General features: G+C 47.2%; 27 protein-coding genes, 2 tRNA genes and 2 pseudogenes. 18 read left to right on the top strand and 13 right to left on the bottom strand.

Annotated elements, in window-relative coordinates; genetic code table 11:
* Nucleotides 1-8: 8 nt before the first annotated feature.
* Nucleotides 9-476 (top strand): anaerobic ribonucleoside-triphosphate reductase-activating protein, encoded by a 468-nt coding sequence (gene nrdG / locus ACUHGC_RS04535; RefSeq protein ID WP_446834456.1) that lies wholly within the window; start codon nt 9-11, stop codon nt 474-476.
* A 40-nt stretch (nt 477-516) separates the two neighbouring features.
* Here the strand turns inward: nrdG and ACUHGC_RS04530 are convergent, their stop codons facing one another.
* Nucleotides 517-1,500, bottom strand: coding sequence for an amidohydrolase family protein (locus tag ACUHGC_RS04530; RefSeq protein ID WP_446834455.1), 984 nt, complete (start codon nt 1,498-1,500; stop codon nt 517-519).
* Nucleotides 1,478-1,702 carry a hypothetical protein gene (locus ACUHGC_RS04525; protein ID WP_446834454.1) on the bottom strand — a complete coding sequence of 75 codons (225 nt, stop codon included), beginning with the start codon at nt 1,700-1,702 and terminating at the stop codon, nt 1,478-1,480. The genes ACUHGC_RS04530 and ACUHGC_RS04525 overlap by 23 nt, the downstream gene beginning before the upstream one ends.
* Nucleotides 1,703-1,904: 202 nt before the next feature.
* Between ACUHGC_RS04525 and ACUHGC_RS04520 the strand changes: the two genes are divergently transcribed.
* The 5 genes and pseudogenes from ACUHGC_RS04520 to xerD all read left to right on the top strand — a co-directional run bounded on the left by ACUHGC_RS04520 (nt 1,905) and on the right by xerD (nt 6,347).
* Nucleotides 1,905-2,717, top strand: a complete 813-nt coding sequence (locus ACUHGC_RS04520; RefSeq protein ID WP_446834453.1) for a transporter substrate-binding domain-containing protein — start codon at nt 1,905-1,907, stop codon at nt 2,715-2,717.
* Nucleotides 2,701-3,379 (top strand): annotated as a pseudogene (locus ACUHGC_RS04515) (amino acid ABC transporter permease). The gene ACUHGC_RS04520 and the pseudogene ACUHGC_RS04515 overlap by 17 nt, the downstream one beginning before the upstream one ends.
* A gap of 4 nt (nt 3,380-3,383) precedes the next feature.
* The gene (locus ACUHGC_RS04510; protein ID WP_446834452.1) at nt 3,384-4,151 is read left to right on the top strand and encodes an amino acid ABC transporter ATP-binding protein; all 768 of its coding nucleotides are present in this window, start codon (nt 3,384-3,386) and stop codon (nt 4,149-4,151) included.
* A 126-nt stretch (nt 4,152-4,277) separates the two neighbouring features.
* Nucleotides 4,278-5,365: pseudogene (locus ACUHGC_RS04505) on the top strand (5-methyltetrahydropteroyltriglutamate--homocysteine S-methyltransferase).
* Between the two features lie 88 nt (nt 5,366-5,453).
* Nucleotides 5,454-6,347, top strand: coding sequence for a site-specific tyrosine recombinase XerD (gene xerD, locus ACUHGC_RS04500; RefSeq protein WP_446834451.1), 894 nt, complete (start codon nt 5,454-5,456; stop codon nt 6,345-6,347).
* Between the two features lie 43 nt (nt 6,348-6,390).
* Here xerD and ACUHGC_RS04495 read toward each other — a convergent pair whose 3' ends face one another.
* Nucleotides 6,391-6,681 carry a Bor family protein gene (locus ACUHGC_RS04495; RefSeq protein ID WP_446834450.1) on the bottom strand — a complete coding sequence of 97 codons (291 nt, stop codon included), beginning with the start codon at nt 6,679-6,681 and terminating at the stop codon, nt 6,391-6,393.
* A 337-nt stretch (nt 6,682-7,018) separates the two neighbouring features.
* The gene (locus ACUHGC_RS04490; protein WP_446834449.1) at nt 7,019-7,528 is read right to left on the bottom strand and encodes a peptidylprolyl isomerase; all 510 of its coding nucleotides are present in this window, start codon (nt 7,526-7,528) and stop codon (nt 7,019-7,021) included.
* 90 nt (nt 7,529-7,618) lie between these two features.
* Between ACUHGC_RS04490 and cysS the strand changes: the two genes are divergently transcribed.
* Nucleotides 7,619-8,998, top strand: a complete 1,380-nt coding sequence (cysS, locus tag ACUHGC_RS04485; protein ID WP_446834448.1) for a cysteine--tRNA ligase — start codon at nt 7,619-7,621, stop codon at nt 8,996-8,998.
* Between the two features lie 89 nt (nt 8,999-9,087).
* On the opposite strand, the gene ACUHGC_RS04480 is transcribed toward cysS, so the two are convergent.
* Nucleotides 9,088-9,534 (bottom strand): hypothetical protein, encoded by a 447-nt coding sequence (locus ACUHGC_RS04480; protein WP_446834447.1) that lies wholly within the window; start codon nt 9,532-9,534, stop codon nt 9,088-9,090.
* 70 nt (nt 9,535-9,604) lie between these two features.
* Nucleotides 9,605-10,459: a bifunctional methylenetetrahydrofolate dehydrogenase/methenyltetrahydrofolate cyclohydrolase FolD gene (gene folD, locus ACUHGC_RS04475; RefSeq protein ID WP_446834446.1), complete on the bottom strand. Its 855-nt coding sequence runs from the start codon at nt 10,457-10,459 to the stop codon at nt 9,605-9,607.
* Nucleotides 10,460-10,632: 173 nt separating this feature from the next.
* Here folD and ACUHGC_RS04470 point away from each other — a divergent pair.
* The 4 genes from ACUHGC_RS04470 (at nt 10,633) to ACUHGC_RS04455 (ending at nt 12,978) form a co-directional block, all read left to right on the top strand.
* Nucleotides 10,633-10,709: transfer RNA gene (locus tag ACUHGC_RS04470), tRNA-Pro, on the top strand.
* 35 nt (nt 10,710-10,744) lie between these two features.
* A tRNA-Arg gene (locus ACUHGC_RS04465) sits at nt 10,745-10,821 on the top strand.
* A gap of 245 nt (nt 10,822-11,066) precedes the next feature.
* Nucleotides 11,067-11,279, top strand: coding sequence for a transcription antiterminator/RNA stability regulator CspE (gene cspE / locus ACUHGC_RS04460; protein WP_446834445.1), 213 nt, complete (start codon nt 11,067-11,069; stop codon nt 11,277-11,279).
* A 361-nt stretch (nt 11,280-11,640) separates the two neighbouring features.
* On the top strand, nt 11,641-12,978 hold the full coding sequence (locus tag ACUHGC_RS04455; protein WP_446834837.1) for an SLC13 family permease: 1,338 nt from the start codon (nt 11,641-11,643) through the stop codon (nt 12,976-12,978).
* Between the two features lie 72 nt (nt 12,979-13,050).
* Here ACUHGC_RS04455 and cgtA read toward each other — a convergent pair whose 3' ends face one another.
* The 4 genes from cgtA to rplU all read right to left on the bottom strand — a co-directional run bounded on the left by cgtA (nt 13,051) and on the right by rplU (nt 15,871).
* Nucleotides 13,051-14,220: an Obg family GTPase CgtA gene (gene cgtA, locus ACUHGC_RS04450; protein ID WP_446834444.1), complete on the bottom strand. Its 1,170-nt coding sequence runs from the start codon at nt 14,218-14,220 to the stop codon at nt 13,051-13,053.
* Nucleotides 14,221-14,239: 19 nt separating this feature from the next.
* On the bottom strand, nt 14,240-15,178 hold the full coding sequence (locus tag ACUHGC_RS04445) for a DMT family transporter (protein WP_446834443.1): 939 nt from the start codon (nt 15,176-15,178) through the stop codon (nt 14,240-14,242).
* Nucleotides 15,179-15,284: 106 nt separating this feature from the next.
* Nucleotides 15,285-15,542: a 50S ribosomal protein L27 gene (gene rpmA / locus ACUHGC_RS04440; RefSeq protein WP_034614873.1), complete on the bottom strand. Its 258-nt coding sequence runs from the start codon at nt 15,540-15,542 to the stop codon at nt 15,285-15,287.
* A gap of 17 nt (nt 15,543-15,559) precedes the next feature.
* Nucleotides 15,560-15,871: a 50S ribosomal protein L21 gene (gene rplU / locus ACUHGC_RS04435; protein WP_446834442.1), complete on the bottom strand. Its 312-nt coding sequence runs from the start codon at nt 15,869-15,871 to the stop codon at nt 15,560-15,562.
* A gap of 248 nt (nt 15,872-16,119) precedes the next feature.
* Between rplU and ispB the strand changes: the two genes are divergently transcribed.
* The 4 genes from ispB to ACUHGC_RS04415 all read left to right on the top strand — a co-directional run bounded on the left by ispB (nt 16,120) and on the right by ACUHGC_RS04415 (nt 19,644).
* Nucleotides 16,120-17,112, top strand: a complete 993-nt coding sequence (gene ispB / locus ACUHGC_RS04430; protein ID WP_446834441.1) for an octaprenyl diphosphate synthase — start codon at nt 16,120-16,122, stop codon at nt 17,110-17,112.
* A gap of 201 nt (nt 17,113-17,313) precedes the next feature.
* On the top strand, nt 17,314-17,952 hold the full coding sequence (locus ACUHGC_RS04425) for an epoxyqueuosine reductase QueH (RefSeq protein WP_446834836.1): 639 nt from the start codon (nt 17,314-17,316) through the stop codon (nt 17,950-17,952).
* A 99-nt stretch (nt 17,953-18,051) separates the two neighbouring features.
* Entirely contained in the window at nt 18,052-18,522 is a 471-nt protein-coding gene (locus ACUHGC_RS04420; RefSeq protein WP_446834440.1) for a hypothetical protein, read from the top strand.
* A gap of 81 nt (nt 18,523-18,603) precedes the next feature.
* A complete protein-coding gene (locus ACUHGC_RS04415; RefSeq protein WP_446834439.1) occupies nt 18,604-19,644 on the top strand; it encodes a glycosyltransferase family 9 protein in 1,041 nt (346 codons plus the stop codon).
* Here the strand turns inward: ACUHGC_RS04415 and ACUHGC_RS04410 are convergent.
* Nucleotides 19,641-20,417: a glycosyltransferase family 2 protein gene (locus tag ACUHGC_RS04410; protein ID WP_446834438.1), complete on the bottom strand. Its 777-nt coding sequence runs from the start codon at nt 20,415-20,417 to the stop codon at nt 19,641-19,643. The genes ACUHGC_RS04415 and ACUHGC_RS04410 overlap by 4 nt on opposite strands.
* Nucleotides 20,418-20,514: 97 nt before the next feature.
* Here ACUHGC_RS04410 and waaA point away from each other — a divergent pair, with 97 nt between their 5' ends.
* Together waaA and coaD are read left to right on the top strand one after the other, a co-directional pair.
* Nucleotides 20,515-21,798, top strand: a complete 1,284-nt coding sequence (gene waaA, locus ACUHGC_RS04405; RefSeq protein WP_446834835.1) for a lipid IV(A) 3-deoxy-D-manno-octulosonic acid transferase — start codon at nt 20,515-20,517, stop codon at nt 21,796-21,798.
* Nucleotides 21,799-21,811: 13 nt separating this feature from the next.
* Nucleotides 21,812-22,312, top strand: coding sequence for a pantetheine-phosphate adenylyltransferase (gene coaD / locus ACUHGC_RS04400; RefSeq protein ID WP_446834437.1), 501 nt, complete (start codon nt 21,812-21,814; stop codon nt 22,310-22,312).
* Here coaD and ACUHGC_RS04395 read toward each other — a convergent pair.
* Nucleotides 22,309-23,028 (bottom strand): 3-deoxy-D-manno-octulosonic acid kinase, encoded by a 720-nt coding sequence (locus ACUHGC_RS04395; protein ID WP_446834436.1) that lies wholly within the window; start codon nt 23,026-23,028, stop codon nt 22,309-22,311. The two genes, coaD and ACUHGC_RS04395, sit on opposite strands and share 4 nt — an antisense overlap.
* Before the next feature lie 96 nt (nt 23,029-23,124).
* Here ACUHGC_RS04395 and ACUHGC_RS04390 point away from each other — a divergent pair, with 96 nt between their 5' ends.
* A complete protein-coding gene (locus ACUHGC_RS04390; RefSeq protein ID WP_446834435.1) occupies nt 23,125-24,183 on the top strand; it encodes a glycosyltransferase family 9 protein in 1,059 nt (352 codons plus the stop codon).
* Nucleotides 24,184-24,839: 656 nt separating this feature from the next.
* On the opposite strand, the gene hemG is transcribed toward ACUHGC_RS04390, so the two are convergent.
* On the bottom strand, nt 24,840-25,370 hold the full coding sequence (hemG, locus tag ACUHGC_RS04385; protein WP_446834434.1) for a menaquinone-dependent protoporphyrinogen IX dehydrogenase: 531 nt from the start codon (nt 25,368-25,370) through the stop codon (nt 24,840-24,842).
* Nucleotides 25,371-25,374: the final 4 nt, after the last annotated feature.

Genomic DNA, 25,374 nt, shown 5'->3' with positions numbered 1-25,374 from the left:
CGGTTGTGATGAATTATCTGCAATATTATCCGGTCGATGTGGTCAATGGTGAAGGCACGCGCTGCACGCTGTTCGTGGCGGGTTGTGAGCATCAATGCAAGGGCTGCTACAATCAAAAAAGCTGGTCGTTTTGCGCCGGCGTGCCGTTTGATCAGGCGATGGAAGATCAGATTATCCGTGATCTGCAAGATCGCCGAATCAAGCGGCAAGGCCTGAGCCTCAGCGGTGGTGATCCGCTGCACCCGAAAAACCTGACCGCACTTTTGCCGTTGGTGCAACGGGTGAAACGTGAATGCCCCGACAAAGACATTTGGCTGTGGACGGGCTATCGTCTGCAAGATCTCAGCGCCGAACAACAGGCTTTTTTGGCGTATGTTGATGTGTTAATCGACGGCAAATTCGAGCAACAACTCGCCGATCCAAAACTGGCCTGGCGTGGTTCCAGCAATCAGGTGATTTATCGTTTGAGGGTATAGTACGATAATCAGCCCCCCACTTTCGCCCTCCCCGTTTTGCTTAATCCAGCCCCAACACTTTACGTCCGTTCACACTGGCAATGTTGATCATCGCTTCGATGTCCGGGAAGCGGCAGCCGGCGGCGAGCAGGCTGAGTTCTTGCCACATATCGCCCTCACACAGCGGCACCATGTAGTCGCAGATGTTGTCGGTGCCGATTGCTACGGTGATGCCTTCCGGAATCATTTCGTCCGCCGGAGTCAGCGCATTGTGGAACGGCATCAGATCTTCTTTACGGTTGCTGTCGATCCATGCCATCGGGCAGGCGATCATCATCATTTGTGCTTCACGCATTTTGGCGTATAGCTGATAACGGTACTCTTTCGAGTGGGCGCCGATTGAGATGCCGTGAATGGCGGCGACGCGACCTTGCATCCCGTGTTCAATGGTTTTGTTACACAACATTTCGGTCTCTTTTTCGCGCGGGGTGTTGAATTGGTCAACGTGTACATGACACATAATGCCGCGCGATTTGGCAGCGTCCATTAAAATATCAAACGCTTCTTCACCGCGTCCGTGATCCAATTCATCACGATACGGCAAGCCACCAATCATATCCACCATGTCGGCACCAATGTCGAACCATTTGCGTGCGGTCGGTTCGATCACGCCTTTTAAGGTTTGGTTGGCGAATTTCAGGATAATATCGTTTTTATACACTTCGCGTGCGCGGTGGGCCGCGATAATTGCACGGTCTTCACACACCGGATCGATATCGACAAACGTACCGAATGCGGTCACTCCCTGTTGGATCATCATTTCAATCGCTTGGCAGAAGCGGGCGTAATAATCTTCAATGCTGGAATTGCGCTTAACTTCGTCCACCAAATCCCATTTTTGTTGCAGATTGCAAGTGCGGTAAATATCAATTTTTTCCGGCGTCATGGTGAATGCGCGGTCGGCGTGCGCGTGGGAATTGACCCAGCCGCCTTTTTTGATAATTTCATCGCGAATATAGGTATTAAAAGTACGAACGTGTTGCATTGCAGTTACTCCGTGAATTGGTCATCAGAATGGAAAGAGATTGAATGGTGCTTGGCGTCGGATTGGTAAATTGCAGGCAAAAAAAATCCCCACTAATTGAGGATTGGTGATCAAATGAAAATAACGCGAGATTATGCAGAGATCGCATAATGGTTTTGCCGAAAGCAAAAGTGCGGTTATGTTCAAATGATAATGTTTGCATAATTCTAGTTCCTTGTTGGCACTAGACGGATAGTATAAATAGTTGCGGCGCGGAAATAAAGCGATTTTTCGTGTGGGTGGCGAAACAGCGCGTTATAGCGAAAAGTTATAACTTATTGAATGTAATTATGGTAGGGCATGGCACAATCCATTATACTGTGCGCCTCAATTATTTTCTTTAAAACTGATGAGAATATAACAAAATGAAATTAAACAAAAAACTGTTAACTGTTTTTGGCGTGTTGGTTGCGGCATTGGGGCTGACGGCTTGTGATCAAAAAAGCCAAACCGCGAGCGAGCAAAAAGAAGCGACCTTGTCAGAAACCTTGGCGAGCAGCAAAACCATTCGTGTCGGCACCGAAGGCACCTATCCGCCGTTTACTTTCCATGACAAAGACGGCAAATTGACCGGTTTTGATGTGGAAGTCACCCGTGAAGTGGCGAAACGTTTGGACTTGAACGTAGAATTTTTTGAAACCCAATGGGACGCGATGTTTGCCGGTTTAAATGCCAAGCGTTTTGATATGATTGCCAATCAAGTGGATTTGACTAATCCGGAACGCCAGCAAAAATACCTGTTGTCCGAACCGTATAACTTTGAACGTTCTGTGGTGGTGACCACTGCGGACAATGCCGATTTGACCGCACTTATCGAGATCAACGGCAAAAAATCAGCACAAAGCATCAACAGCAGCTACTATGTGCTGGCGAAAGAGAACGGCGCGGAAATTTTGCCGGTGGAAGGCATGGCGCCTGCGTTGGAATTGGTGAAACAAAAACGGGCTGATTTAACCTTAAACGGACAACTGGCGATTTTGGATTACTTCAAACAACAGCCGAATTCCGGTTTGAAAATTGCCTATAAAGATGAGACCAAAATCGGTTCTGGCTTTGTATTTTTGAAAGGTAACGACGATGTAGTGGCGGGGTTCAACCGCACTTTGGCTGAAATGCGCCAAGACGGAACATTAAAAGCGTTATCAATCCAATGGTTCGGCGATGACGTTACTGAATAATCTGCTATCTTCCCTGCCGTTTTTAGATGAACAACAAGCGTCGATGTTAATCGACGCTTGTTGGCCTATGTTGCGCGGCGCCATTTCCAATACCATTCCGCTGACGCTGTTCTCTTTCTTTTTCGGCATGATTATTGCGGTGCTGGTGGCGTTAATGCGCGTGATTCCTCGCACTAATCCGTTATATCATCTCGACTATTATCTGGCGCGGATCTATGTTTCCGCAATTCGTGGCACGCCGTTGCTGGTGCAGCTGTTTATTATTTTCTACGGTTTGCCGAATATCGGGGTGAAACTCGATCCGTTCCCGTCGGCGGTGATCGCCTTTTCATTGAATATCGGCGCTTACGCCTCGGAAACCATTCGTGCGGCGATTTTGTCGATTCCGAAAGGGCAGTGGGAAGCATCGTATTCGATCGGTATGAGCTATGCGGGTTTCGGTGCCGCCGCTGTCGAACAGTTTTATCAGTTTGGTGAAAGACACCTCCCTTGCCTCAACGGTGTTGGTGACGGAGCTGTTTCGTGAGGCGCAAAATATCGCTTCCACCACGTATGAATTTTTGTGGATCTACAGCGAAGCGGCGCTGATTTACTGGATTATCTGTTTCTTGTTGTCGTTGGCGCAGGGCAGGTTGGAAAAACATTTCTCACGCTACGGATAAACCGATGTTACAAGTCAATGATATTCATAAACAATTCCACGGCAATCAAATTCTGAAAGGGATTGATTTGCGAGTGGAAAAAGGCGAAGTGATCGCCATTCTCGGGCCTTCGGGATCGGGCAAAACCACCTTTTTGCGCTGTTTGAATCTGTTGGAAACGCCGGATCAAGGCACTCTGGCGTTCAGCGACCGCACTTTGCAGATCGATTTTTCGCAAAAAATCAGCAAACAGCAAATTCTGCAACTGCGCCGCCGCACTGCGATGGTGTTTCAGCAGCACAATCTGTTTCCTCACCGTACTGCGATTGAGAATGTGATGGAAGGGCTGGTAATTGTGCAGAAAAAAGATCCTGCACAGGCGCGACAAGAAGCAAAAAATTTACTGGAAAAAGTCGGATTAGGCGATAAACTGGATCATTATCCGTCACAACTTTCCGGCGGACAGCAGCAGCGAGTCGGGATTGCACGGGCGTTAGCGGTGCAGCCGGAAGTGATTCTGCTTGATGAACCGACATCGGCATTGGATCCCGAATTGGTGAATGAAGTGTTGCAAACCTTGAAACTGCTTGCCAAAGAGGGCTGGACGATGGTGATCGTCACCCACGAAATTCGTTTCGCACAAGAGGTGGCGGACAGAGTAATTTTTATTGATCAAGGCAAAATCGTGGAGCAGGGCGAGGCAAAAACCTTTTTCAGCCGCCCGCAACATGAACGCACTAAGCAGTTTTTGCAGCAAGTCGATCCGGAAGATTATCAAGATTTTTGTATTTAATGAATGTATAGTCAAATAAATTGGGAATAGGACAAGGAAGGCGAGCGAAGATAGTACAAATAGTACAGCAAGCGAGCCTGACGCTGTACTATTTTCAATTTAAAAGACGATAACTTGGGGGAAACCATGACACAGCAAACTTTACCTTTACACGCCGATACGGTCGGCAGCTATCTGCGTACTGCGGCTTGGAAGCAGGCGCGTGCTGATTTTAACGCCGGTAACATCAGCCGTGAGCAGCTGACCGCACTTGAAGAGCAGGAAGTGGCGAAACTGGTGGAAGATCAGTTAAATGCCGGTATTCAAGTGGTCACCGACGGGGAGTTTCGCCGTTCATGGTGGCATATCGACTTTTTGGAAGGCTTGAACGGCATTGAAGGCTACGAGCCGGAACAAGCGTATCAATTCCACGGCGTGCAAGTGCGCCGCTATAATATCCGCAACTGCGGCAAAGTGTCATGGAACAACGATCACCCGTTTATCGAACATTTTAAATCGCTGAATAAGATCGTTGCCGGTCGTGCGGTGGTGAAGTTTACTATTCCAAGCCCGAACCAGTTAATGCACAAAAATGTGTTTAATCCGGAAATTTATGCCACTAAAGAAGAGTTGGCGAAAGACGTGCAACAGGCATATATTGATGCGATGTTGGCGTTTTATGAAGCCGGTTGCCGCTATTTGCAGTTTGATGATGTGTATTGGGGACATCTGTGTAACGATCCGAACGCCGATGATTTCGAACAAAATAAAGCGATTGCGTTAGCCAACGTGCAAGCGGTATTAGCGAAAAAACCGGCGGACATGGCAATCACCACCCACGTTTGCCGTGGCAACTATAAATCCACGTATATGTTGAACGGAGCTTACGATCCGATTGCGAAAGAGCTGTTTGGGCAAACCACTTTTGACGGCTATTTCTTAGAATATGACAACGAACGCTCCGGCGGTTTCGAGCCGTTGCAGCACTTCAAAGGCAACAAAGGGTGTGTGGTGCTGGGCTTGATCACCTCTAAATTCCCGGAATTGGAAGACAAACAACTAATCAAAGATCGTATCGCCCAAGCTGCGCAATATGTGCCGTTGGAACAACTGGCGTTAAGCCCGCAATGCGGCTTTGCTTCCACCGAGGAAGGCAACATTATGAGCGAAGAGCAGCAATGGGCGAAATGCGGTTAGTCGAAGAGATCGCCAAAGAAGTTTGGGGCGAAGACTAATCGAACTGACGGTTCATCGTTTGACAAAAAGTGGCGGATTGGATATCCGCCCTATTTTTAGGTTATACCGGCACAAAGTGAGCGCAAAATGAACGATAATATGCTGATTGATCTGTTTTTAAACGAGCTGTGGTTGGAAAAAGGCTTGTCTGAAAATACGGTGGCGTCTTATCGTTTGGATTTGACCGCACTTTGCACTTGGCTCAAAACACAACAGCTCAGTTTGTTGCAGCTGGACAATATCGATCTGCAAACCTTTCTCGGCGAACGGCTTGCCAAAGGTTATAAAGCCACCAGCTCGGCACGAATGTTGAGTGCGTTGCGTAAGCTGTTTCAATATTTATACCGTGAAAAATACCGCCCAGATGATCCGACCGCACTTTTAATCTCGCCGAAACTGCCTTCACGTCTGCCGAAATATTTAAGCGAGGCGCAAGTCAGCGATTTGTTGAATGCACCGGCAACCGACGAACCGCTGGAACTGCGTGACAAAGCGATGTTGGAATTGTTGTATGCCACCGGCTTGCGGGTGACCGAATTGGTGAGCTTGAGCATAGACAGCATAAGTTTAAATCAAGGCGTGGTGCGGGTGATCGGCAAAGGCAACAAAGAGCGGTTGGTGCCGATCGGTGAGGAAGCAGCATACTGGATTGAACAATTTGTTCTCTACGGACGGCATCTGCTGCTCAAAGGACAAACTTCTGATGTGCTGTTCCCCAGCTTGCGCGGCACAATGATGACCCGACAAACTTTTTGGCATCGCATTAAACACTATGCGTTGCTGGCTGAAATCGACCAAAACACCCTTTCCCCGCACGTTTTGCGCCATGCGTTCGCCACCCATTTAGTCAATCACGGCGCGGATTTACGGGTGGTGCAAATGCTGCTTGGGCATAGCGATCTCTCTACTACTCAAATTTATACTCACGTCGCCAAAGAGCGGTTAAAAAAACTGCACCAGCAATTTCACCCGCGCGGATAAAAAATGCGATCCGAAGATCGCATTCCCTATTTGCTACATCAACTTAGCTATTGCAATACACGCGCGCTTCACGCGGCGCATAGATGCCTAAGGTTAATGTTCCCAATAACCAGTTTTTGAAAGTCAGTTGTGACTCGACTTTCGCCACTTTGTCCGCACTGCCGCACACTTCGGCTGCGGAAATGGTTTGTGTTTGGTTCACGCCGTAAACATAAAAGCTTTGGGATTTGTTCAATACAGCCGGAGAAATGGCTTGATTGTTAATAACAAAAGCTTGTTGTGAACAAGCGCTCAATAATAAAGACAGGGAAATTACTGTTATAATTTTTTTCATAAATGTTCCAGTTTCTTGTTAATGATAATAAATATTATTGCACCATATTGGTAACGCGGGTTATTATGTCTCAGTAAATCATTTTAAACAAGCAATATTTCTTTCAAAAAATTGATGTGAATCATCATGCCACGAGCAAATAAAACGAACTTTTAGCCGAGATGCCAAATAACAGCAATTATGTAATAGCCTAAATCAACGGCACAAAGGGCACATCAAGGCTGCACGCTGTCAGTAAGCCGCTTAGCAGTAATAAAGTAATAAAACGTTTCATCTTTGTTCTCTCGTCAAAAAATTAAAAAGCCGACCTGCGTCGGCTTATACGGCGAAGAAAGGGTTACTCAACCGTGACTGATTGAATAATCACATCTTCGTTCGGTACATCTTGGTGAAAGCCTTTGTTGCCGGTTTTTACTTTGCGAATTTTATCTACTACGTCCATGCCTTCAACCACTTCACCAAATACTGCGTAGCCCCACTCTTGTACCACTTGGCGACCATACATCTCTTTGCCACGATAATCCAGGAAGTTATTGTCAGCCACATTAATGAAAAACTGTGCCGTTGCCGAATGCGGATCGCTGGTGCGCGCCATCGCAATTGTGCCTTTTTTATTGCTTAATCCGTTGCCGGCTTCGTTTTCAATCGGCGCGTCGGTGGCTTTTTCTCTCATACCCGCTTCCATACCACCGCCTTGGATCATAAAGCCGTCGATCACACGGTGAAAAATGGTGTTGTCATAAAAGCCTTTTTTGCAGTAATTAAGAAAGTTTTCGCTGGTAATTGGGGCTTTTTCAGTGTTTAATGCGATTTTTATATCGCCAAAATTGGTATGTAACGTTACCATAATAAATATCCTATAACGGTGATAAAAGTGGCGGCTATTATTCCATAAAAACAGCAGGATCGCTACCAATGCGGTTTAGAGAGCAAAATCATGTTAAAAATTTATAATACCTTAAAACGAGAAAAAGAAACGTTCACACCAATCGAGCCGGGAAAAGTCGGAATGTATGTCTGTGGGGTCACGGTGTACGATTTTTGCCATATCGGACATGGACGGACATTCGTTTGTTTTGACATGATCGCCCGTTATCTACGCTATAGTGGCTATGCGCTGAATTATGTGCGCAACATCACCGATGTTGACGATAAAATCATTAAACGTGCGCTGGAAAATAACGAAAGTTGCGATCAATTAGTGGATCGCATGGTGGCGGAAATGCACCAAGATTTTGCCGCCTTAAATATTCAAGCGCCAAACAGCGAGCCGCGTGCTACGCAGCATATCGCTGAAATTATTGCGATTGTGGAAAAACTGATCCGGCGCGGGCACGCCTATGTTGCCGATAACGGCGATGTGATGTTTGCGGTGCCGAGTTTTGCCAAATACGGTTTGTTATCACGCCAAGATTTAGATCAACTGCAAGCGGGCGCACGGGTTGAAATTTCCGCGATTAAACAAAACCCGATGGATTTCGTACTGTGGAAAATGTCGAAACCGAACGAGCCGAGCTGGGATTCCCCGTGGGGCAAAGGGCGTCCGGGCTGGCATATCGAATGTTCGGCGATGAACCACAAAGAATTAGGCGCGCATTTTGATATTCATGGCGGCGGCTCGGATCTGATGTTCCCTCACCATGAAAATGAAATAGCACAATCCTGCTGTGCGCATGGCGACAATTATGTCAACTATTGGCTGCACTCCGGCATGATCATGGTCGATAAAGAGAAAATGTCGAAATCGCTCGGTAATTTCTTCACCATTCGTGAGGTGCTGAAACACTATCACGGCGAAAGCGTGCGCTATTTCCTGCTGACCGCGTACTACCGCAGCCAGCTGAATTACAGCGATGAAAACTTGAATTTGGCGCATACCGCACTTGAGCGTTTATACACCGCACTTCGAGACACTAATCCGAATGTGGCGGCTGAAGGCGGCGAGGAATTTGTGCAAGCCTTTAAAGTGGCGATGGACGACGATTTCAACACGCCGAATGCGCTTTCGGTGCTGTTTGAACTGGCAAGAGCGGTCAACAAAGCCAAACAAGACAACCCGAGCCAAGCCGACGGACTGGCGGCACGGTTGCGTGAGTTAGGCGATGTGTTGGGCATTTTGCAACAGCAGCCTGAAGCCTTCTTACAAGCAGGATCGAATGACGATGAAGTGGCGGAAATTGAAGCCTTGATTCAACAGCGCAATCAAGCAAGAGCTGATAAAAATTGGGCAGCGGCTGACGAAGCACGTGATAAGCTGAACAATATGGGCATCGTATTGGAAGACGGTGCAAATGAAACAACTTGGCGCAAAGGCTGATTGAGCGTCAGTAAACAAAAAGTGCGGTATCAAGCAGAAGTTGATACCGCACTTTTCATTTTTACGGCGAATTTGCCGTATTATTTCAGTTATTTTTTAACCGGGAAGCAGGATTTTTTCAGGATTTCTTCCACTTCAACCGTGGTGCCGCTGACGGTATCGGTTTTTGAAACGGTTAAGAAACCATTTTCTTCCAACTCCGGTTTTTGTCCGGCAAATTTGTTGGTGATTGACCATGAATAGTTTCCAACGCTGAATACCGTGGTTTCGGCATTGGATTTATCGCCGTCGTAATCTAATGTCAGCACTTCCTCACCCAGTTTCACCTGAGCGACAGCGGTCGCTTCGCCGAAGTGATAGCGTGCTTCGGCTTGTTGTTGATCAACTCCGGCTTCACATTGGTATTGCACCCATTTGGCATTTAACACCGGCTCTTGGTAATCTTTCACCACGATTTGATCGTCGGCATTGCTTGAACAACCGGCTAATAGCACAGCGCAAGTTGCAAGAAATAAAGCACTTTTTTTCAAAACCATTGTTTTCTCCTTAAAATACGTTAAAGATAGAAACTCTGTGTGATGTTTTGAGCTTCTGTATTAGGATACACTATTTTGCGTGATAATGCTCACAAGCATATAAGGTGTTGCTCATCAGCATCGCGACCGTCATCGGGCCGACGCCGCCCGGCACCGGGGTGATGTAGCCGGCTTTTTCGGCTGCCGAGTCAAAGTCCACGTCGCCGACTAAACCGTTTTCGGTGCGGTTAATACCGACATCAATCACCACCGCTCCCGGTTTAACCCAGTTGCCGGGGATAAAGTGCGGTTTGCCGACTGCAACCACTAAAATATCGGCTTGGCGAACATGCTGTTCCAAATCTTTGGTGAAGCGATGGGTCACGGTGACGGTGCAGCCGGCAAGCAATAATTCCAGCGCCATCGGGCGACCGACAATATTGGACGCACCAACCACCACCGCGTGTTGTCCGTAGAGATCAATATCGGTGGTTTGTAACAATTTAATGATGCCGTAAGGCGTGCAGGCGCGTAGCGTCGGAATGCGCTGGCACAAGCGCCCGACATTGTACGGATGGAAGCCGTCCACGTCTTTACTCGGAGTAATGCGCTCGATCACCTTGGTTGAATCAATTTGCGCCGGCAGTGGCAATTGCACCAAAATGCCGTCAATGCTGTCATCGGCATTCAGTTGATCGATCAGCTGCAATAATTCTTGCTCACTGGTTTCTGCAGGTAAGTCATAAGATTGGGAGTTGATCCCCAATTCAGCACAGCTTTTGCGTTTGCTGCCGACATACACTTGTGAGGCAGGATCAGCCCCGACCAAAACCACCGCAAGACCGGGAGCACGTTTCCCGTCGGCGAGGCGTTGGGCTATTTTTTCAGCAACTTCGGTTTTAATCTGCTTGGCAATTTGTGTGCCGGAAATAATTTGAGCTGACATGAATCGTCCTTTTAATCAGTGCAAGTAAGAAACTAATCTTTGGCAAAGCGTTATTTTGGCAGAAAAGTGCGGTTATTGTAAGTCTGAATCCGTTAAAAAATAAACGACTAAACTAAAAAAAGCAAAAAATGATTGACGAAAAAATTTAGGCTCTTATAATGCACGCTACTTGTCGGCGAGTAGCGCAGCTTGGTAGCGCAACTGGTTTGGGACCAGTGGGTCGTAGGTTCAAATCCTATCTCGCCGACCACTTCTCTTTTCCCTGAACATATCCAACTATTCAATGCGCCCTTAGCTCAGCTGGATAGAGCAACGGCCTTCTAAGCCGTAGGTCACAGGTTCGAATCCTGTAGGGCGTGCCATGATTATTTCTAAGATTGCGAAATTAAACTGCGAAATTGCTTGTACTGTCGGCGTAATCGTGTTCTAATCCGTTCCAGCTAAACGACAGTTTATTTAAGTTCGATATTTGTAGTACTTCCTTTAATACAAATTTATTTTGTTTTCCTGAAAGTCTTTGAATACCAATCTCTATCTAAGTTCAAGTCACTAGCAAACACCTTTGCACTAAGCAAACAAATTAAATTGATATAGTAAGGATGACATCATGTCTAAATTAACCGGCACCGTAAAATGGTTTAACTCAACTAAAGGCTTCGGCTTCATCACGCCTGCTGACGGCAGCAAAGATTTATTCGTTCACTTCTCCGGCATCGTAGGCACTAACTACAGAACACTGGAAGAAGGCGACAAAGTTGAATTCACCGTTCAAGATTCACAACGCGGCCCGGCTGCAGTTGACGTGGTTGTCACTAAATAATTTCGACAATTACCGTGATTCGAGAAACCTTCCGCATGAATTTGCAGAAGGTTTTTTATTTTGTGTCATGATCTATTGAAGGTTATCATTCCGAGTGATTTTTGTAAAGAATCAGTTAACATTTCAATATCTAATTGTTATCACAAGAAATAATCTGTGAGATAACTAACAATTTAGCTTCATATCATTTGGCTAAAATGATTTTTTCCCTCTAGAATGCTATTACCGATTTACTTTAGGGAAATAAACTATGCCGGATTCTCGTTATTATTCGCTTAAAAAGTTGACGCTTCACCCGATTGCTTTAGCACGACAAAGCCGGGTGCTTCAATTTATTCTTTCCATTCTTTTTGGTTTAGGCATGATGTATCTTTTGTCTGATCCAAGTTTTACGCGGACACAGAATCTGGTGTTGCTGTTGTTGTTTATGGCGATTGCGCTGTGGATCACCGAAGCGATTCCGCCGTTTTCGGTTGGGATACTGGTAATAGGTTATCTGGTGGTCGTGATGGGAACCGACGAAAGCCAGCACGCAATGCGTTATGTGCAAACTTGGTCTGACGGGGTAATTTGGCTGTTCCTCGGCGGCTTTTTTCTGGCGGAAGGCATGAAAAAAACCAAGCTCGACGAAGCGTTGCTAAAACAGTTGTTGCCGAAGTTTGGCAAAAAACCGCACTTTATCTTGTTGGGGCTGATGGGCACCACGGCAGTGATTTCAATGCTGATGAGTAACACCGCCACCACCGCGATGATGATCGCTACGGTCAGCCCGATTTTCGCTTCACTGGATAAAAAATCCAATTTTTCCAAAGCGTTATTGCTTGGGATTCCGACGGCGGCATCGATCGGCGGCATGGGCACCATTATCGGTTCGGCGCCAAATGCGATTGCGGTCGGCGCGTTGGAAGGCATCGGGATTCAAATTTCGTTTTTGGAATGGATGATTATCGGGGCGCCGATTGCGGCAGTCTTGATTTATCTGTTCTGGAAAATCTTGCTGCGCCGCTATCGTATTGGGCGTGAAGATATGGAGATTGATTTTGCTTTGCACGCCGAGGAAGCGGAAAGTACGGATCATTTTGTCAGTAAAGAGCTACGGATACAAAAAATCATTATGATCACGGTGCTTGCCGTCACTCTGTTCTTCTGGCTGACTTCAAAATGGTTCGGTATTCCGATTGCAGCGGTTTCCGGGATTCCGATTGTCGCACTGACCATGCTTGGTGTGTTAGATGCCGATGATGTGCGGAAATTACCCTGGGATACTTTAATGCTGGTCGCCGGCGGCTTAGCGCTCGGCATGGCGATTCAAGAGCAGGAATTGGCGAGCCACTTTGTAAGCCAACTCAGCCATGTACAGATTAATTTCTATTTGCTGATGCTGCTGTTCGGTTTTGTGACCGTCACCCTTTCCAATTTTATGAGTAACACTGCCGCCACCACAATTTTAGTGCCGATTGCATTGTCGCTGATGAGCATTTCCAGCGGGGATTTCAGCCCGGCAGTCCTGCCGTTAGTGATCGCGTTGAGCGCCTCTTGCGCCTTGCTACTGCCGGTTTCCACTCCGCCGAATGCGATTGCGTTCAGCACCGGGTTAATCAAACAATCGGAATTTCGCCTTGGTGGGGTCTCAATTGGGCTGTTCGGGCCGTTAAGCAGCATTATTTGGGTGTTGGTGATCACATCAATTTTTAACTAGTCAGCTAAAAACAAACCGCACTTTAGATTTAAAATCCAAAGTGCGGTTTTATTTTTCGTCAGTCGAAACAAATTAAGGTTTGTAGATGGTTTCCACGCCTTCCTCGTCTTCCTCAGACCAGTCGTCATCCCAATCATCGTCATCATCGCTGTGAGCGGCAATTTGTTGCTGATGATAGTCGTCCCACTTGAATTTTACTTCTTCGGCTTGCGGTTCGGCTTGTTCCACTTCACGCGGATTATCTTCAATAAACTGCATAATATCACGGCACAGCTCTTTCACATTTTTGCCGGTGACAGCTGAGATCAGATAGTAATCATCTTCCCAACCTAAACGCTCGACAATCTCAGCGGCTTTTTCTTGCGCTTGTTCATCGCTCATGGTGTCGATTTTGTTGAATACCAGCCAGCGCGGTTTTTCCGCCAGATTTTCGCTGTATTGGAACAGTTCGGATTCGATAATCACAATATTATCCGCCGGATCGCTTTGATCAATCGGTTCAATATCCACCAAGTGAATCAGCACGCGACAGCGTTCCAAATGTTTCAGGAAGCGAATCCCCAAGCCAGCACCGTCAGATGCCCCTTCAATCAGCCCGGGAATATCGGCGATCACAAAGCTGCGATTTGCATCAACCCGCGCCACACCAAGACTTGGCACCAAGGTGGTGAACGGGTAGTCCGCCACTTTCGGTTTGGCGGCGGACACCGCTCGAATAAAGGTAGATTTACCGGCATTTGGTAAACCTAACATACCCACATCGGCAAGCAGCATCAATTCCAGTTGTAAATCACGTTTTTCACCGGCAGTGCCGTTGGTTTTTTGGCGCGGGGTGCGATTAATCGAGGATTTGAAACGGGTATTGCCCAAGCCGTGATAGCCGCCTTTCGCCACCAGCATTTTCATGCCGTGTTGGGTCAGATCGCCGACGATCTCTTGAGTGTCGTTATCAATCGCGCGCGTACCGACCGGAACGCGCAGGGTAATGTCTTTTCCGCGATGCCCGGTGCAGTTTGCACTGCGTCCGTTTTCACCGCGCTCGGCGGCAAAACGCTTTTCAAAGCGGTAGTCAATTAAGGTATTTAAATTTTCATCGGCAATCAGATACACATCGCCGCCGTCGCCGCCGTCGCCGCCGTCCGGGCCACCTTTCGGAATGTATTTTTCACGGCGGAAACTGACACAGCCGTTGCCGCCGTCGCCGGCTTCAATGCGAATTAACGCTTCATCAATAAATTTCATTTTTTCTCCTGTTCACCGCTTAACGAGCCGCGCGGCGAAATAAAAATTTGTGTCCGATAGCCGAACACAGCGCGCCGGTTACCACAACCAACGCGCCAAGATACGAAAGCAGATTCAAATCCGGCAGCGCAAAAGCTTGCGGCGCCACCAGATGTGCGATTTCTGAAAACAGAATCGTAAACAGCGGTGTCAGGGTGATAATCGCGCTCACTTTGGAAACATCCCAGCGATTGATCGCTTCACCATACGCGCCGTATGCGACCAAGGTATTTAAACAACAATACGCCAAACAACACAGCTCCAGCAGCGGCAAACGTGCAACGCTGCCGATCTCCACCGTCGGGGTAAACAACAAGGCTGAACCGGCATAAAACACCAGCAAAATCTGCTGCGAATTAAAACGGCGCAACATCAATTTTTGTGCCAAGCCATAACCAACCCAAACCACTGCCGCCGACAGGCTCAACAACACGCCAATCGTGTATTCGGTCATGCTGGTGAACAGCTCTGCCAGTCGTTCGTTAAAAAATAGCAACAACCCGATAATCAGCAACCCTGCGCCGATTTTTTGCGTAGTGCCGATCACTTCTTTTAGAAAAACCGCACTTGCGATCATCATCATAAACGGTGAAACCTGGGCAATCACTTGTGTGACGGCAGGATCCAAATAACTTAACGACGTATTAAACAACAGAAAGTTGCCGCCTAAACACAGCACCCCGACCACAATCAGCCAACGAAACCGCGGGCTGAATAACAGTGATATTTTCGGTAATTTCCCCAAAAAGCCCAGAATCAACAACAAACCGACTGCCGCCGCAGCGAAGCGATACCAAACAATGCTGCTGATACTCATAACTTGCACAATCGGTTTCAACGCCAGCGGAACCGTCCCCCATAAAATGGCGGTGGTTAAGGCGAAGAAAAAGCCGCTGAGCGGGCGGATCGTTTGTTTCATACGAGACCTTATACTGTTGGGAATGATGAAGATATTCTACCTGCTTCAGCGACAATAAAAAACCCCGCCTTGTTTAAAGTGCGGGGTTCTTCAACTCTGAATTAAATTAGTCAGCGATGATACTTACGTATTTGCGATTTTTGTCGCCTTTCACTTCAAATTTAACTTTACCGTTTGCAGTTGCAAACAGAGTGTGATCGCGACCGATACCTACGTTGCTACCAGCGTGGAATTTAGTACCACGTTGACGAACAATAATGCTACCGGCTAATACTGATTCACCGCCAAAGCGTTTAACACCAAGACGTTTACTTTCAGAGTCACGACCGTTGCGAGTGGAACCACCAGCTTTTTTATGAGCCATTTTCGATCTCCTCTAAATTAGGCACTGATACCAGTGATTTTCACTTCTGTGAACCACTGACGATGACCTTGTTGTTTACGACTGTGTTTACGACGACGGAACTTAACGATTTTAACTTTATCGCCACGACCATGAGCCACTACTTCAGCCACTACTTTACCACCATCAACTAATGGGGCACCAATTTTTATATCTTCACCGTTGACAACCATCAACACTGAATCGAACTCAACTGTTTCACCAGTTGCGATTTCAAGTTTTTCTAAACGAACTACTTGACCTTCGCTTACTCTGTGTTGTTTGCCGCCACTTTGGAAAACCGCGTACATAGAAAAAAACTCCGCTAAAAATATGTGCCGAATAAACAAATGCTGTTTACTGAATCTGGCACAATCAAAATTCATATAAATAGGGTGCGGATTTTACGCAAAAATTCCGCCGATAGCAAGCAACTATTTCGGATCAGACTAAAAAATTTGATCCTTACCAAAATTGATTATGGAAATCATATTTAGATATGATCAAAATTCAGGTACAATCAGTCCTTAAACAATCGTAATCTAACAAGTTTGAGAGCATGACGGGACAACAAATAGCGTTTGATCTTAAAAAGATCCAAGCACTTTGCGCCGACGATATGGGCAAGGTCAATGAATTGATTCTGGCACAGATGAGCGCTGATGTGGTGCTGATCAATCAACTCGGGCATTATATTATCGGCGGTGGCGGCAAACGGATCCGCCCGATGATCGCAGTGCTGGCGGCAAGGGCGCTCGGTTATCAAGGCAAAGCACATATCACCGCAGCCACCTTTATCGAGTTTATCCACACCGCCACACTGTTGCACGATGATGTGGTGGACGAATCGGATATGCGTCGCGGCAAAGAGACCGCCAATGCGCTGTTTGGCAATGCCGCCAGTGTGCTGGTCGGTGATTTTATTTATACCCGTGCATTTCAGTTAATGACTTCACTGGATTCATTAAAGATCCTGAAGATTATGTCTGATGCCACCAATGTGATTGCGGAAGGGGAAGTGTTGCAATTGATGAATTGTAACGATCCCAACACTACCGAACAGAGCTATATGCAGGTGATCTACAGCAAAACCGCACGCCTGTTTGAAGCGGCAACCCAGTGCGCAGCGATTGTGACTCAAGCGGACGAAACCATTGAGCAAGCGATGCTGGATTACGGACGCTATCTTGGCACGGCGTTTCAATTGGTCGATGATGTATTGGATTACAGCGCTGATCAACAGGCATTAGGCAAAAATCTCGGTGACGATCTGGCCGAAGGCAAACCAACGCTACCGTTATTGCACGCCATGCAGCACGGCGATCCTGAACAACAACAGCTGATCCGTAAAGTGATAGAACAAGGCAACGGGCGCGATCAGCTCGCACACGTGCTTGCCGCGATGCAGCAACACGGCTCGTTGGACTACGCAATGCAAAAAGCCCGTGAAGAAGCACAAAAAGCGGTTGATGCGTTGGCGCCACTGGCAGACAGCGACTATAAACAAGCCTTGATTGCGTTGGCATATTTATCGGTGGATAGAAATAGTTAATACGCCATTGGAATCAATAACGTAAATATTTTAATGAATGTAGGGGCGGATGATATATCCGCCCGTTGCACTATAGAAAGAAACAAAATTATGACTGAATTAAACGCCACCGCCCCAAGTGCGGTAACACCAAACAATGCCGAACCGCACTTCGAATCGGTACGCGCCAAACGTCGCAAGCAAAAAGAGAAAGCGCCGTTCATGCGCCCGAATTTGTCACTGCCGAACGGACACAACAAACTGCTGCTACACTCTTGCTGCGCCCCTTGTTCCGGTGAAGTGATGGAAGCGATCCTAGCCTCCGGCATTGAATTTACCATCTATTTTTACAACCCGAATATTCACCCACTAAAGGAATATTTGATTCGCAAAGAGGAAAATATTCGCTTTGCCGAAAAATTCAATATTCCGTTTATTGACGCCGATTACGATCGCCAAAACTGGTTTGATCGTGCGAAAGGCATGGAAGATGAGCCGGAGCGTGGCATTCGCTGCACCATGTGTTTTGATATGCGCTTTGAAAAAGCGGCAGAATACGCCCATCAAAACGGCTTTCCGGTGTTCACCAGTTGTCTTGGGATTTCCCGCTGGAAAGACATGAACCAAATCAACGGCTGCGGACACCGTGCGACGGAAAAATATGAAGATGTGGAATACTGGGACTATAATTGGCGCAAAGGCGGCGGTTCACAGCGCATGATTGAAATCAGCAAACGTGAACATTTCTACCAGCAGGAATATTGCGGCTGCGTCTATTCGTTGAGAGACACCAACAAGTGGCGTGAAGCCAGTGGCAGACAAAAAATCGAAATTGGCAAACTGTATTATTCCGCCGATTAACTGACAATTACTTTACCTGAAGGAACAAAGGTCGTAAACTAGCTTGACTCTTATCAGGTATGATAAGAGATATATGATTATTTTATGAGGAATTATCCAATGAAACGTTTTTACCAATTTTTTGCTTTTATTTTTGTAGCGTTGGCTGTTGTTGCTTGTGGTGACAAAAATGCAGATTTGAAAGCAGATTTACAAGCCTTTGATGCTGCTACCGAGCAAAACGGTAATTTGGCTGAAATCCAACAGTTACAATCGGAGTTAATGAGTGCGGCGACTCCTGAGGAACAAGCGGTTATTTTTAACAAAATTGCGGATAAATATAAATCTATTAAAGAGAGCGTTAACGCATTAAATATCAAAACGGCTGAAGCGAAAGGGTTGAAAGACAAATTTGCTACCGGTTTTGATGATTTCATTAAGTTAATGACGGATTCTGCCACTTATGTTGTAACTCCACCGACTGCCGAACAGCAGCAAGAACTGGTCACATTACAACAGCAAGCGACTCAAAAGCTAATGGAAGCAGCACAAGGCATTCAGCAGCTCAAAAGTAAAGTCGAAGCAAAATAACTTGTTTTAGATTTGAAAAACCCCGCATTGCGGGGTTTTTGTTATCATAATAGGGTGTATTTTAGTAAGTCGGATTTTACCATGAAAAAAATTTTAGTCGTCCGGAATGATAAGTTAGGGGATTTTATGTTGGCGTGGCCGAGTTTTGCGATGTTAAAGCAATCGGCGCCGGATTATCAGATCACCGCACTTGTGCCCACATACACTGCTGAATTGGCGCGGGCTTGTCCTTATATTGATGAGGTGTTCATCGATGCTGGCAAAAACAACACGAAAGCCGCACAAAATGAAACCTTACAAGCTATCCGTGCACAGAAGTTTGACGCAGTAATCAACTTATTTTCCGATCGCTATAACGCGTTATTAATGTGGAAAGCGCGGATTCCTTACCGTTTGGCACCAGCGACGAAAATTATTCAATTTCTATATAATAAGCGGGTTAAACAGCGGCGCTCTCGCTCATTGAAGCCGGAGTTTCAATATAATCTGGATTTGATTCGGGCATTTTTACGCGATCAAAAAATAACCGCACTTGAGTCACAAGCGCCATATTTACAATTTTCACCTTCCGAATTGGCACAACAAAAGCAAAAATTAGCGCAGCTGCTTGGTTTATCGCAAGCCCAAAAATGGATTTTTGTACACGCGGGAACCGGCGGTTCGGCAAATAATTTAAACCTGCGCCAATATGCGGATATTATTCAAGGCTTGGTCGGGCAACTGGCTTGTCAGGTGGTGTTGACTGCGGGACCGGGGGAAAAAGAAAAAGCCGAGCAGTTGCGAAAATTAACCGGGTTGAGCGCAGAAGTTGTGAAGGTTTATGCTGAAAACGACGGATTAGTCGATTTTGCCCGCTCTTTGGCGTGTGCCGATCTGTTTGTCGCCGGTTCAACCGGCCCACTACATCTTTGTGCTGCGTTAAACGGCTTAACGGTTGGCTTTTTCCCAAGCAAGCGTTCTGCGAAAGCGCTACGTTGGCAGCCGATTAATCAGCCGGATCGCCATTTGGCGTTTACGCCGCCGACCGGCAATGATGAAGCGAGCGAAATGGCGCAAATTTCAGCTGAGGAAGTGGTTGCCGGCGTTGTGCCTTTTGTGCGTCAACACTGGCAAACGGACTAATTTTTTGTTTGCGTATTGGTTCGAATCCATAAATCGGCATATTTAACAAAAGTCGAATGTGCCGATAACACCGCTAATAGAAATCCTTGTTTCCCATCTAAAAAACCGGCTTTCAGCAGGTACATTTTGAAAAAACAACTGAACGCATGGCTGACACCTTGCAGTAAGCTGGCGCTTTTCCCCGCTTGCTGGCGTTGTTGCGCCCAGGCTTGGGCGTAAAAGGCGGATTTGGTCAGATAATGATGCAAATTTTCATAGGTGTAATGCAACAAATCACCGTTTAATTTTTCAATCTGAAATCCGGTTGGTTCGATAATTTTCTCATGTACCAACGAATCGTTATATTGGGTGTCCGAAGTGCGGTACAGACGGGTCACCCAATCCGGATACCAACCGGAATGGCAGATTTCGCGTCCGAAAACTTCGCTACAGCGTCCGATTTGATATAAGGTATTTGCTTGGTGCGCCGATACCGCTTGTTGAATGGCGGCTTGTAATTCCGGCGTGATGCGTTCATCGGCATCTAGCCACAGTACATAATCGCTGCTGACATATTGCTGTGCCAGTTGGCGCTGCTTGCCGAACCCTTGCCAATCAAGGTTTTGATAGAATTTATCAGTATAACGGCGGGCGATCGCTTCGGTTTGATCCTGACTGCCGGAATCTAAAATGACAATTTCATCAACCCAGCCTTTCACGGTGTCTAAGCAGGCGGCAAGATGCTTGGCTTCATTTTTGACGATCAACGCAACGGCAAGCGTAGGTTTTGACATGGGAAATCCTTAAATTGAGATATTAGTTGCCATATATTAACAGAAGTTGAGAATAGGGTATAATTCAAAGCAACTCAATTAAAGAAAAGTGATCTTGATGATTCTCTACTGTTATAGTCTGTTGCTGTATCTCATCCAACCCTTCGTGCTGCTGTTTACGCTCTATCGCAGCCGCAAAGCGCCGGCATATCGTCAGCGTTTGCACGAGCGCTATGCCTGTTATGGCAAAAGTGCGGTCAAGCCACAAGCGGGCGGGGTGTTAATCCATGCCGCGTCGGTGGGTGAAGTGTTGGCGGCGCGTCCGTTGGTGAATGCGATTTTAACCCAATATCCGCATTTGGCGATCACCCTAACCACCGTCACCCCGACCGGCTCGGAGCGGGTAAAATCCGCATTCGGTGATAAAGTCAGCCATGCTTATCTACCTTACGACACCCCAACCGCAATGGAGCGATTTTTGCGTTTTGTTCAGCCTAAACTCTGCGTGGTGATAGAGACTGAACTGTGGCCGAATTTGATTCATCGACTGGCAAAGCGTGATATTCCGTTTGTGATTGCCAACGCGCGCTTATCGGCGCGCTCTGCGCGGCGTTACGGCAAATTGAAAAAAGTGATCCGCCAAATGCTGTCTGAAATCAGCCAGATTGCAGCACAAGATAGCACCAGTGCCAGTCGCTATCTGGGCTTGGGATATGAGCAATCGAAGCTCAGCATCACCGGCAATTTAAAATATGATCTCACCCTAAGTGCGGTTTTGCAGCAGCAAATTGACAGCCTGCGCCAGCAGTGGCTGCCGACGCCGCGCCCAGTGTGGATTGCCGCTAGCACTCACCAAGGCGAGGAAGAAATCGCGCTCGAAGCGCACCGCACTTTGTTGCAAAGCTATCCGAATTTATTGCTACTGTTAGTGCCGCGCCACCCGGAACGCTTTCAAGCGGTGTACGAATTGATTGAAAGATCTAACCTCACGGCAAATCGCCGTTCGACACAACAACCACCGCAAGCCGATACCCAAGTGATGTTGATCGACAGTATGGGCGAGCTGATGCAGATGTATGGCATCAGCGATATTGCGTTTGTCGGCGGCAGCCTGTTGCCGATTGGCGGACATAATCCGCTGGAGCCGTTAGCCTTCAAGCTGCCGGTCATTTCCGGCAAGCATACATTCAACTTCCCTGAGGTTTTTTCGGAATTGCGAACGGTGCAAGGGGTGATCGAAATTGATGCGCAGAGCGAACAGTTGGCGCATACCGTCGCCAAGCTGCTATCCGAACCTCAGCGCGCTGCTGATTACGGGCAGGCGGGGCATCAGGTCTTAATCAAAAACCGAGGCGCACTAGATCGCCTGATGTTATTATTGCAACCTTACCTTGAAAAATAAGCAGGATTTCATTATGCAAACAACTGTGCAAACCACCGTGATTTACCCCGGCACATTTGATCCGATCACCAACGGACATTTAGATATTATTGAACGCAGCGCGTTGCTGTTTCCGAAAATTATAGTGGCGGTGGCGGCAAGCCCTAGCAAAAAGCCGTTGTTTAGCTTGCAAGAGCGGAGCGAACTGGTGCAACAGGCGGTCAGCTATTTGCCAAATGTGGAAGTGATCGGCTTTTCCGGCTTGCTGGCGGATTTGATTAAACAGCACCAAGTAAAAGCGATTATTCGAGGCGTGCGCGCAGTGGCGGATTTTGAATATGAATTGCAGTTGTCGCATTTAAACCGCTTGCTGACCAACGGTGTCGAAAGCCTGTTTTTCCCGCCGTCGGATCGCTGGTCGTATGTTTCCTCCACCATGATCCGCGAAATCAGCTTGCACGGCGGTGACACCCGTGCGCTGGTGCCGGAAGCAGTGTATCAGGCATTGCAAGAGAAGCAAAAAGCTCGTCGCTAAAAATGATAACCGGTGAGCAAGGCGCGCCCGTTTTGCTCACTGAATTGAATCCCCATTCGTTCAATTTCCTTGATGAAAGAGCGGTGTAAACGATCTAAATTGCCCTGCTTCCAGTCGTTGCCGCTTAAAAATGTACATTTGTCGAAATCGATCAGCCAGAATTTTTGCTGCCCGTTTTGCCGTTGTAATAAAATATTGTGCGCATTCAGATCACGGTGGCACACCTGTAGATCGTGCATTTGGCGAATCAGCCCGCCGATTTCCTGCCATTGGTTTTCCGACAAGATTTCGTGCTGCAAAAGTGCGGTTAAATCGACGGCGTTTTCGATTCGTTCCAGCAAAATATCCGCCTGATAGCCAATCGCTTTTTTAATGGTGCGGGCGGCAATCGGCTGCGGCACTGGCAATCCCGCCTTGTGCAAACGGCGCAGCATACCAAATTCCACAAAACTGCGACTGTTCTTTAAAGAGCGGTCAAAATAGCGATCACGGTTAAATTTTGCCGACCAGCCGCCGCGATAATAGTGGCGCAGCGCTAAATTTTTGCCGATATCCAAATCATCGGCACGCAAAAACCAAGTGATGCCACGCCCTTTAGCCTGCCCGACAACCCGCTGTTGCTGCTGCCAAAACTGAATGTCAAACAGCTGCTGCGGCGCGATTTCGGTGTCGAGATTGAGCAAAAAATAGTGGTTTCCGTGTTGAATTTGCGACATGGGCGTTCCATTTTGATTGTGGCTGATGATCCTTTTGCGATTTTACTTTAGAATAAATCAAATCCCAATCAGAAATCACTTAATACCAGTAAAACTATGTTAAAAACCGCACTTTTCACCACCGCACCGAAAAAACTCTGTGTCCTGCGCCTGTCGGCGATCGGCGATGTTTGCAACGCGATTGCAATGGTGCAGCAGATCCAGCGCCATTATCCCGATTGCGAGAGCACCTGGATCGTGGGCAAAACCGAAGCGCAGATCGTTTCCGTATTGCCGAATATCAAGACCATTGTATTTGATAAAAAACAGGGCTGGCACGGGGTGTTGGCGATTTGGAAGAAGTTGAGAAATGAACGTTTCGATGCGTTGCTGAATATGCAAACCGCACTTCGTGCTTCATTGTTGTCGCTAGGGATTAAGGCGAAATATAAAATCGGTTTCGGCAAAAAACGGGCGCGCGAAGGGCAGTGGCTGTTCACTAACCACAAAATCAGTGAACCGAGCAAGCCGCACGTTTTAGACGGATTTTTGGCATTCGCAGCGGAAATCGGTGTGCCGCCGAGCGCACCGAGTTGGGATATTCCGTTAAGTGATTCTGATCGGCAATTTGCCGCCGGTTTGCTTGATCCGCAGCGTCAAAATCTGTTGATTTGCCCGTGTTCCAGCAAAGCGGAAAAAGATTGGACGGTAGAGGGTTATGCCGCAGTGGTGCGCTATGCGGCACAACGCAATATCAACGTGATCCTTGCCGGTTCGCCCGCCGCACGTGAAGTGGCAGTCGCCGCCGAGATCGAGCAAAAGTGCGGTGTAGCGGTGCAAAATGTGGTCGGCAAAACCAGTTTGTTACAGTTGATTGCGCTAATCGGCAAGGTGGATCTGTTAATTTCCCCTGATTCCGGCCCGGCGCACATGGCGACCACTCAAGGCACGCCGGTGATCGGGCTATATGCGATCCATAATCCGCTGCGCACCGCGCCTTACAACAATCTTGCCAATGTGGTGTCGGTGTATGAGCAAAATATTCAGGCGCAATACGGCAAACCTTCCTCCGAGCTTCCGTGGGCAACCCGCGCCAAAGGCAAAGATTTGATGCAGCAGATTCAAGTTGAGGATGTGATCCGACAGATTGAGTTGTTGTTGCCGATGAGTTCTTAGCTATAGCCCAACACAAGCCGCACGCTGACTATTTTCGGCAGTTTGTTTAATTACTATCGAGTTTCGCCGAAGGCGACTTCCTTTTATATTCGATACCGCATTTCGCCTAACGGCGACCATTCTTTTCTTTGCTTCGCCAAAGAAAAGAAGGCAAAAGAAAAGCGCCCCTATTGAACTGCTGATCTTCGCTTAGTGTGAATTTGCTTAACGGAAAATTTTTAATTCGCCCGCTCAGGCAGTTCATAAGGGGAAAATGAAAACACGACGCACCGCACTTTGATTTTTATCTATTAATGAATGATATCTAAATTTGATAGAAACTGTAGGGTGGGCTTGCCAGCCCACCATGTAACAATACTGTTTGAAATGGTGGGCTGGCAAGCCTATCCTACGGATCTTTCACTCTTAGTTTAGCGGTATTAAATGAGATAACGTGCGGTGCGTTGGGTTTTAATTCCCCATCATTTTGCGTTGAGCGGTTTCGGTAAATTTCAAGTTCGATTTGTCGTGTTTGAGCGTAGCGAGTTTACAAATCGAACGTAGAAATTCGCAACAAGCGAAACAGAGCAAAAAAAAAGAAGTCGCCTTCGGCGAAAGCCGATAGTTGAATATCCAAACAACAGCGAATAGCCAAGTGCGGTTTGTAACTTACAACACTAACTCTCCCCAAACCCTTTCGTAAATTTCGACACTTTTTGCCAGTCGGTGTATTCGACTTCTTTACTGGTGTCGGTTTCGCCGCCGGTGATTTTCATAATTAGACGGATCATAAAACGATCGAAAAAGCCGTAGCGTGGGTAGCGCAAGGCACCGGCGAAAACCGCACTTTGGGTCGGTTGCCAGTTGATGCGTTGCAGGAATTTGCGGGTATAGACATTGGTTTGCGGTGTGTTTTTATCCGCTTTGCGGGCAGTGAGGTTGACGGCGTAAAAGGCAGTTTTTTTACTGTTCAATTCGTCTGCATGGCGGTTGATATACGGCTCTAAAGTGCGGTTGAAATGCCCGTAGCGGATTGAAGCGCCGATGATCACCTTGTCATAATCCGCCAGCACCACACTTTCAGCTTGCGCTAACGGACGCAAATCCACCACCGCACTTGGCTGTTGGGTTTGCAGTTCTGAAGCGATCGCCACAGCGATTTTTTGGGTCTGCCCGTCGGTGCTTGAATAAATAATTAATATTTTCATTATG

This window comes from Testudinibacter sp. P27/CKL/0425, assembly GCF_052931395.1.
This window is presented reverse-complemented; position numbering and strand designations above follow the sequence as displayed.

Bases quoted from the DNA above. Each gene is read 5' to 3' on its own strand.
- nrdG (WP_446834456.1), top strand. From the start codon at position 9: ATGAATTATCTGCAATATTATCCGGTCGATGTGGTCAATGGTGAAGGC.
- ACUHGC_RS04530 (WP_446834455.1), bottom strand. From the start codon at position 1,500: ATGCAACACGTTCGTACTTTTAATACCTATATTCGCGATGAAATTATC.
- ACUHGC_RS04525 (WP_446834454.1), bottom strand. From the start codon at position 1,702: ATGCAAACATTATCATTTGAACATAACCGCACTTTTGCTTTCGGCAAA.
- ACUHGC_RS04520 (WP_446834453.1), top strand. From the start codon at position 1,905: ATGAAATTAAACAAAAAACTGTTAACTGTTTTTGGCGTGTTGGTTGCG.
- ACUHGC_RS04510 (WP_446834452.1), top strand. From the start codon at position 3,384: ATGTTACAAGTCAATGATATTCATAAACAATTCCACGGCAATCAAATT.
- xerD (WP_446834451.1), top strand. From the start codon at position 5,454: ATGAACGATAATATGCTGATTGATCTGTTTTTAAACGAGCTGTGGTTG.
- ACUHGC_RS04495 (WP_446834450.1), bottom strand. From the start codon at position 6,681: ATGAAAAAAATTATAACAGTAATTTCCCTGTCTTTATTATTGAGCGCT.
- ACUHGC_RS04490 (WP_446834449.1), bottom strand. From the start codon at position 7,528: ATGGTAACGTTACATACCAATTTTGGCGATATAAAAATCGCATTAAAC.
- cysS (WP_446834448.1), top strand. From the start codon at position 7,619: ATGTTAAAAATTTATAATACCTTAAAACGAGAAAAAGAAACGTTCACA.
- ACUHGC_RS04480 (WP_446834447.1), bottom strand. From the start codon at position 9,534: ATGGTTTTGAAAAAAAGTGCTTTATTTCTTGCAACTTGCGCTGTGCTA.
- folD (WP_446834446.1), bottom strand. From the start codon at position 10,459: ATGTCAGCTCAAATTATTTCCGGCACACAAATTGCCAAGCAGATTAAA.
- cspE (WP_446834445.1), top strand. From the start codon at position 11,067: ATGTCTAAATTAACCGGCACCGTAAAATGGTTTAACTCAACTAAAGGC.
- ACUHGC_RS04455 (WP_446834837.1), top strand. From the start codon at position 11,641: ATGATGTATCTTTTGTCTGATCCAAGTTTTACGCGGACACAGAATCTG.
- cgtA (WP_446834444.1), bottom strand. From the start codon at position 14,220: ATGAAATTTATTGATGAAGCGTTAATTCGCATTGAAGCCGGCGACGGC.
- ACUHGC_RS04445 (WP_446834443.1), bottom strand. From the start codon at position 15,178: ATGAAACAAACGATCCGCCCGCTCAGCGGCTTTTTCTTCGCCTTAACC.
- rpmA (WP_034614873.1), bottom strand. From the start codon at position 15,542: ATGGCTCATAAAAAAGCTGGTGGTTCCACTCGCAACGGTCGTGACTCT.
- rplU (WP_446834442.1), bottom strand. From the start codon at position 15,871: ATGTACGCGGTTTTCCAAAGTGGCGGCAAACAACACAGAGTAAGCGAA.
- ispB (WP_446834441.1), top strand. From the start codon at position 16,120: ATGACGGGACAACAAATAGCGTTTGATCTTAAAAAGATCCAAGCACTT.
- ACUHGC_RS04425 (WP_446834836.1), top strand. From the start codon at position 17,314: ATGCGCCCGAATTTGTCACTGCCGAACGGACACAACAAACTGCTGCTA.
- ACUHGC_RS04420 (WP_446834440.1), top strand. From the start codon at position 18,052: ATGAAACGTTTTTACCAATTTTTTGCTTTTATTTTTGTAGCGTTGGCT.
- ACUHGC_RS04415 (WP_446834439.1), top strand. From the start codon at position 18,604: ATGAAAAAAATTTTAGTCGTCCGGAATGATAAGTTAGGGGATTTTATG.
- ACUHGC_RS04410 (WP_446834438.1), bottom strand. From the start codon at position 20,417: ATGTCAAAACCTACGCTTGCCGTTGCGTTGATCGTCAAAAATGAAGCC.
- waaA (WP_446834835.1), top strand. From the start codon at position 20,515: ATGATTCTCTACTGTTATAGTCTGTTGCTGTATCTCATCCAACCCTTC.
- coaD (WP_446834437.1), top strand. From the start codon at position 21,812: ATGCAAACAACTGTGCAAACCACCGTGATTTACCCCGGCACATTTGAT.
- ACUHGC_RS04395 (WP_446834436.1), bottom strand. From the start codon at position 23,028: ATGTCGCAAATTCAACACGGAAACCACTATTTTTTGCTCAATCTCGAC.
- ACUHGC_RS04390 (WP_446834435.1), top strand. From the start codon at position 23,125: ATGTTAAAAACCGCACTTTTCACCACCGCACCGAAAAAACTCTGTGTC.
- hemG (WP_446834434.1), bottom strand. From the start codon at position 25,370: ATGAAAATATTAATTATTTATTCAAGCACCGACGGGCAGACCCAAAAA.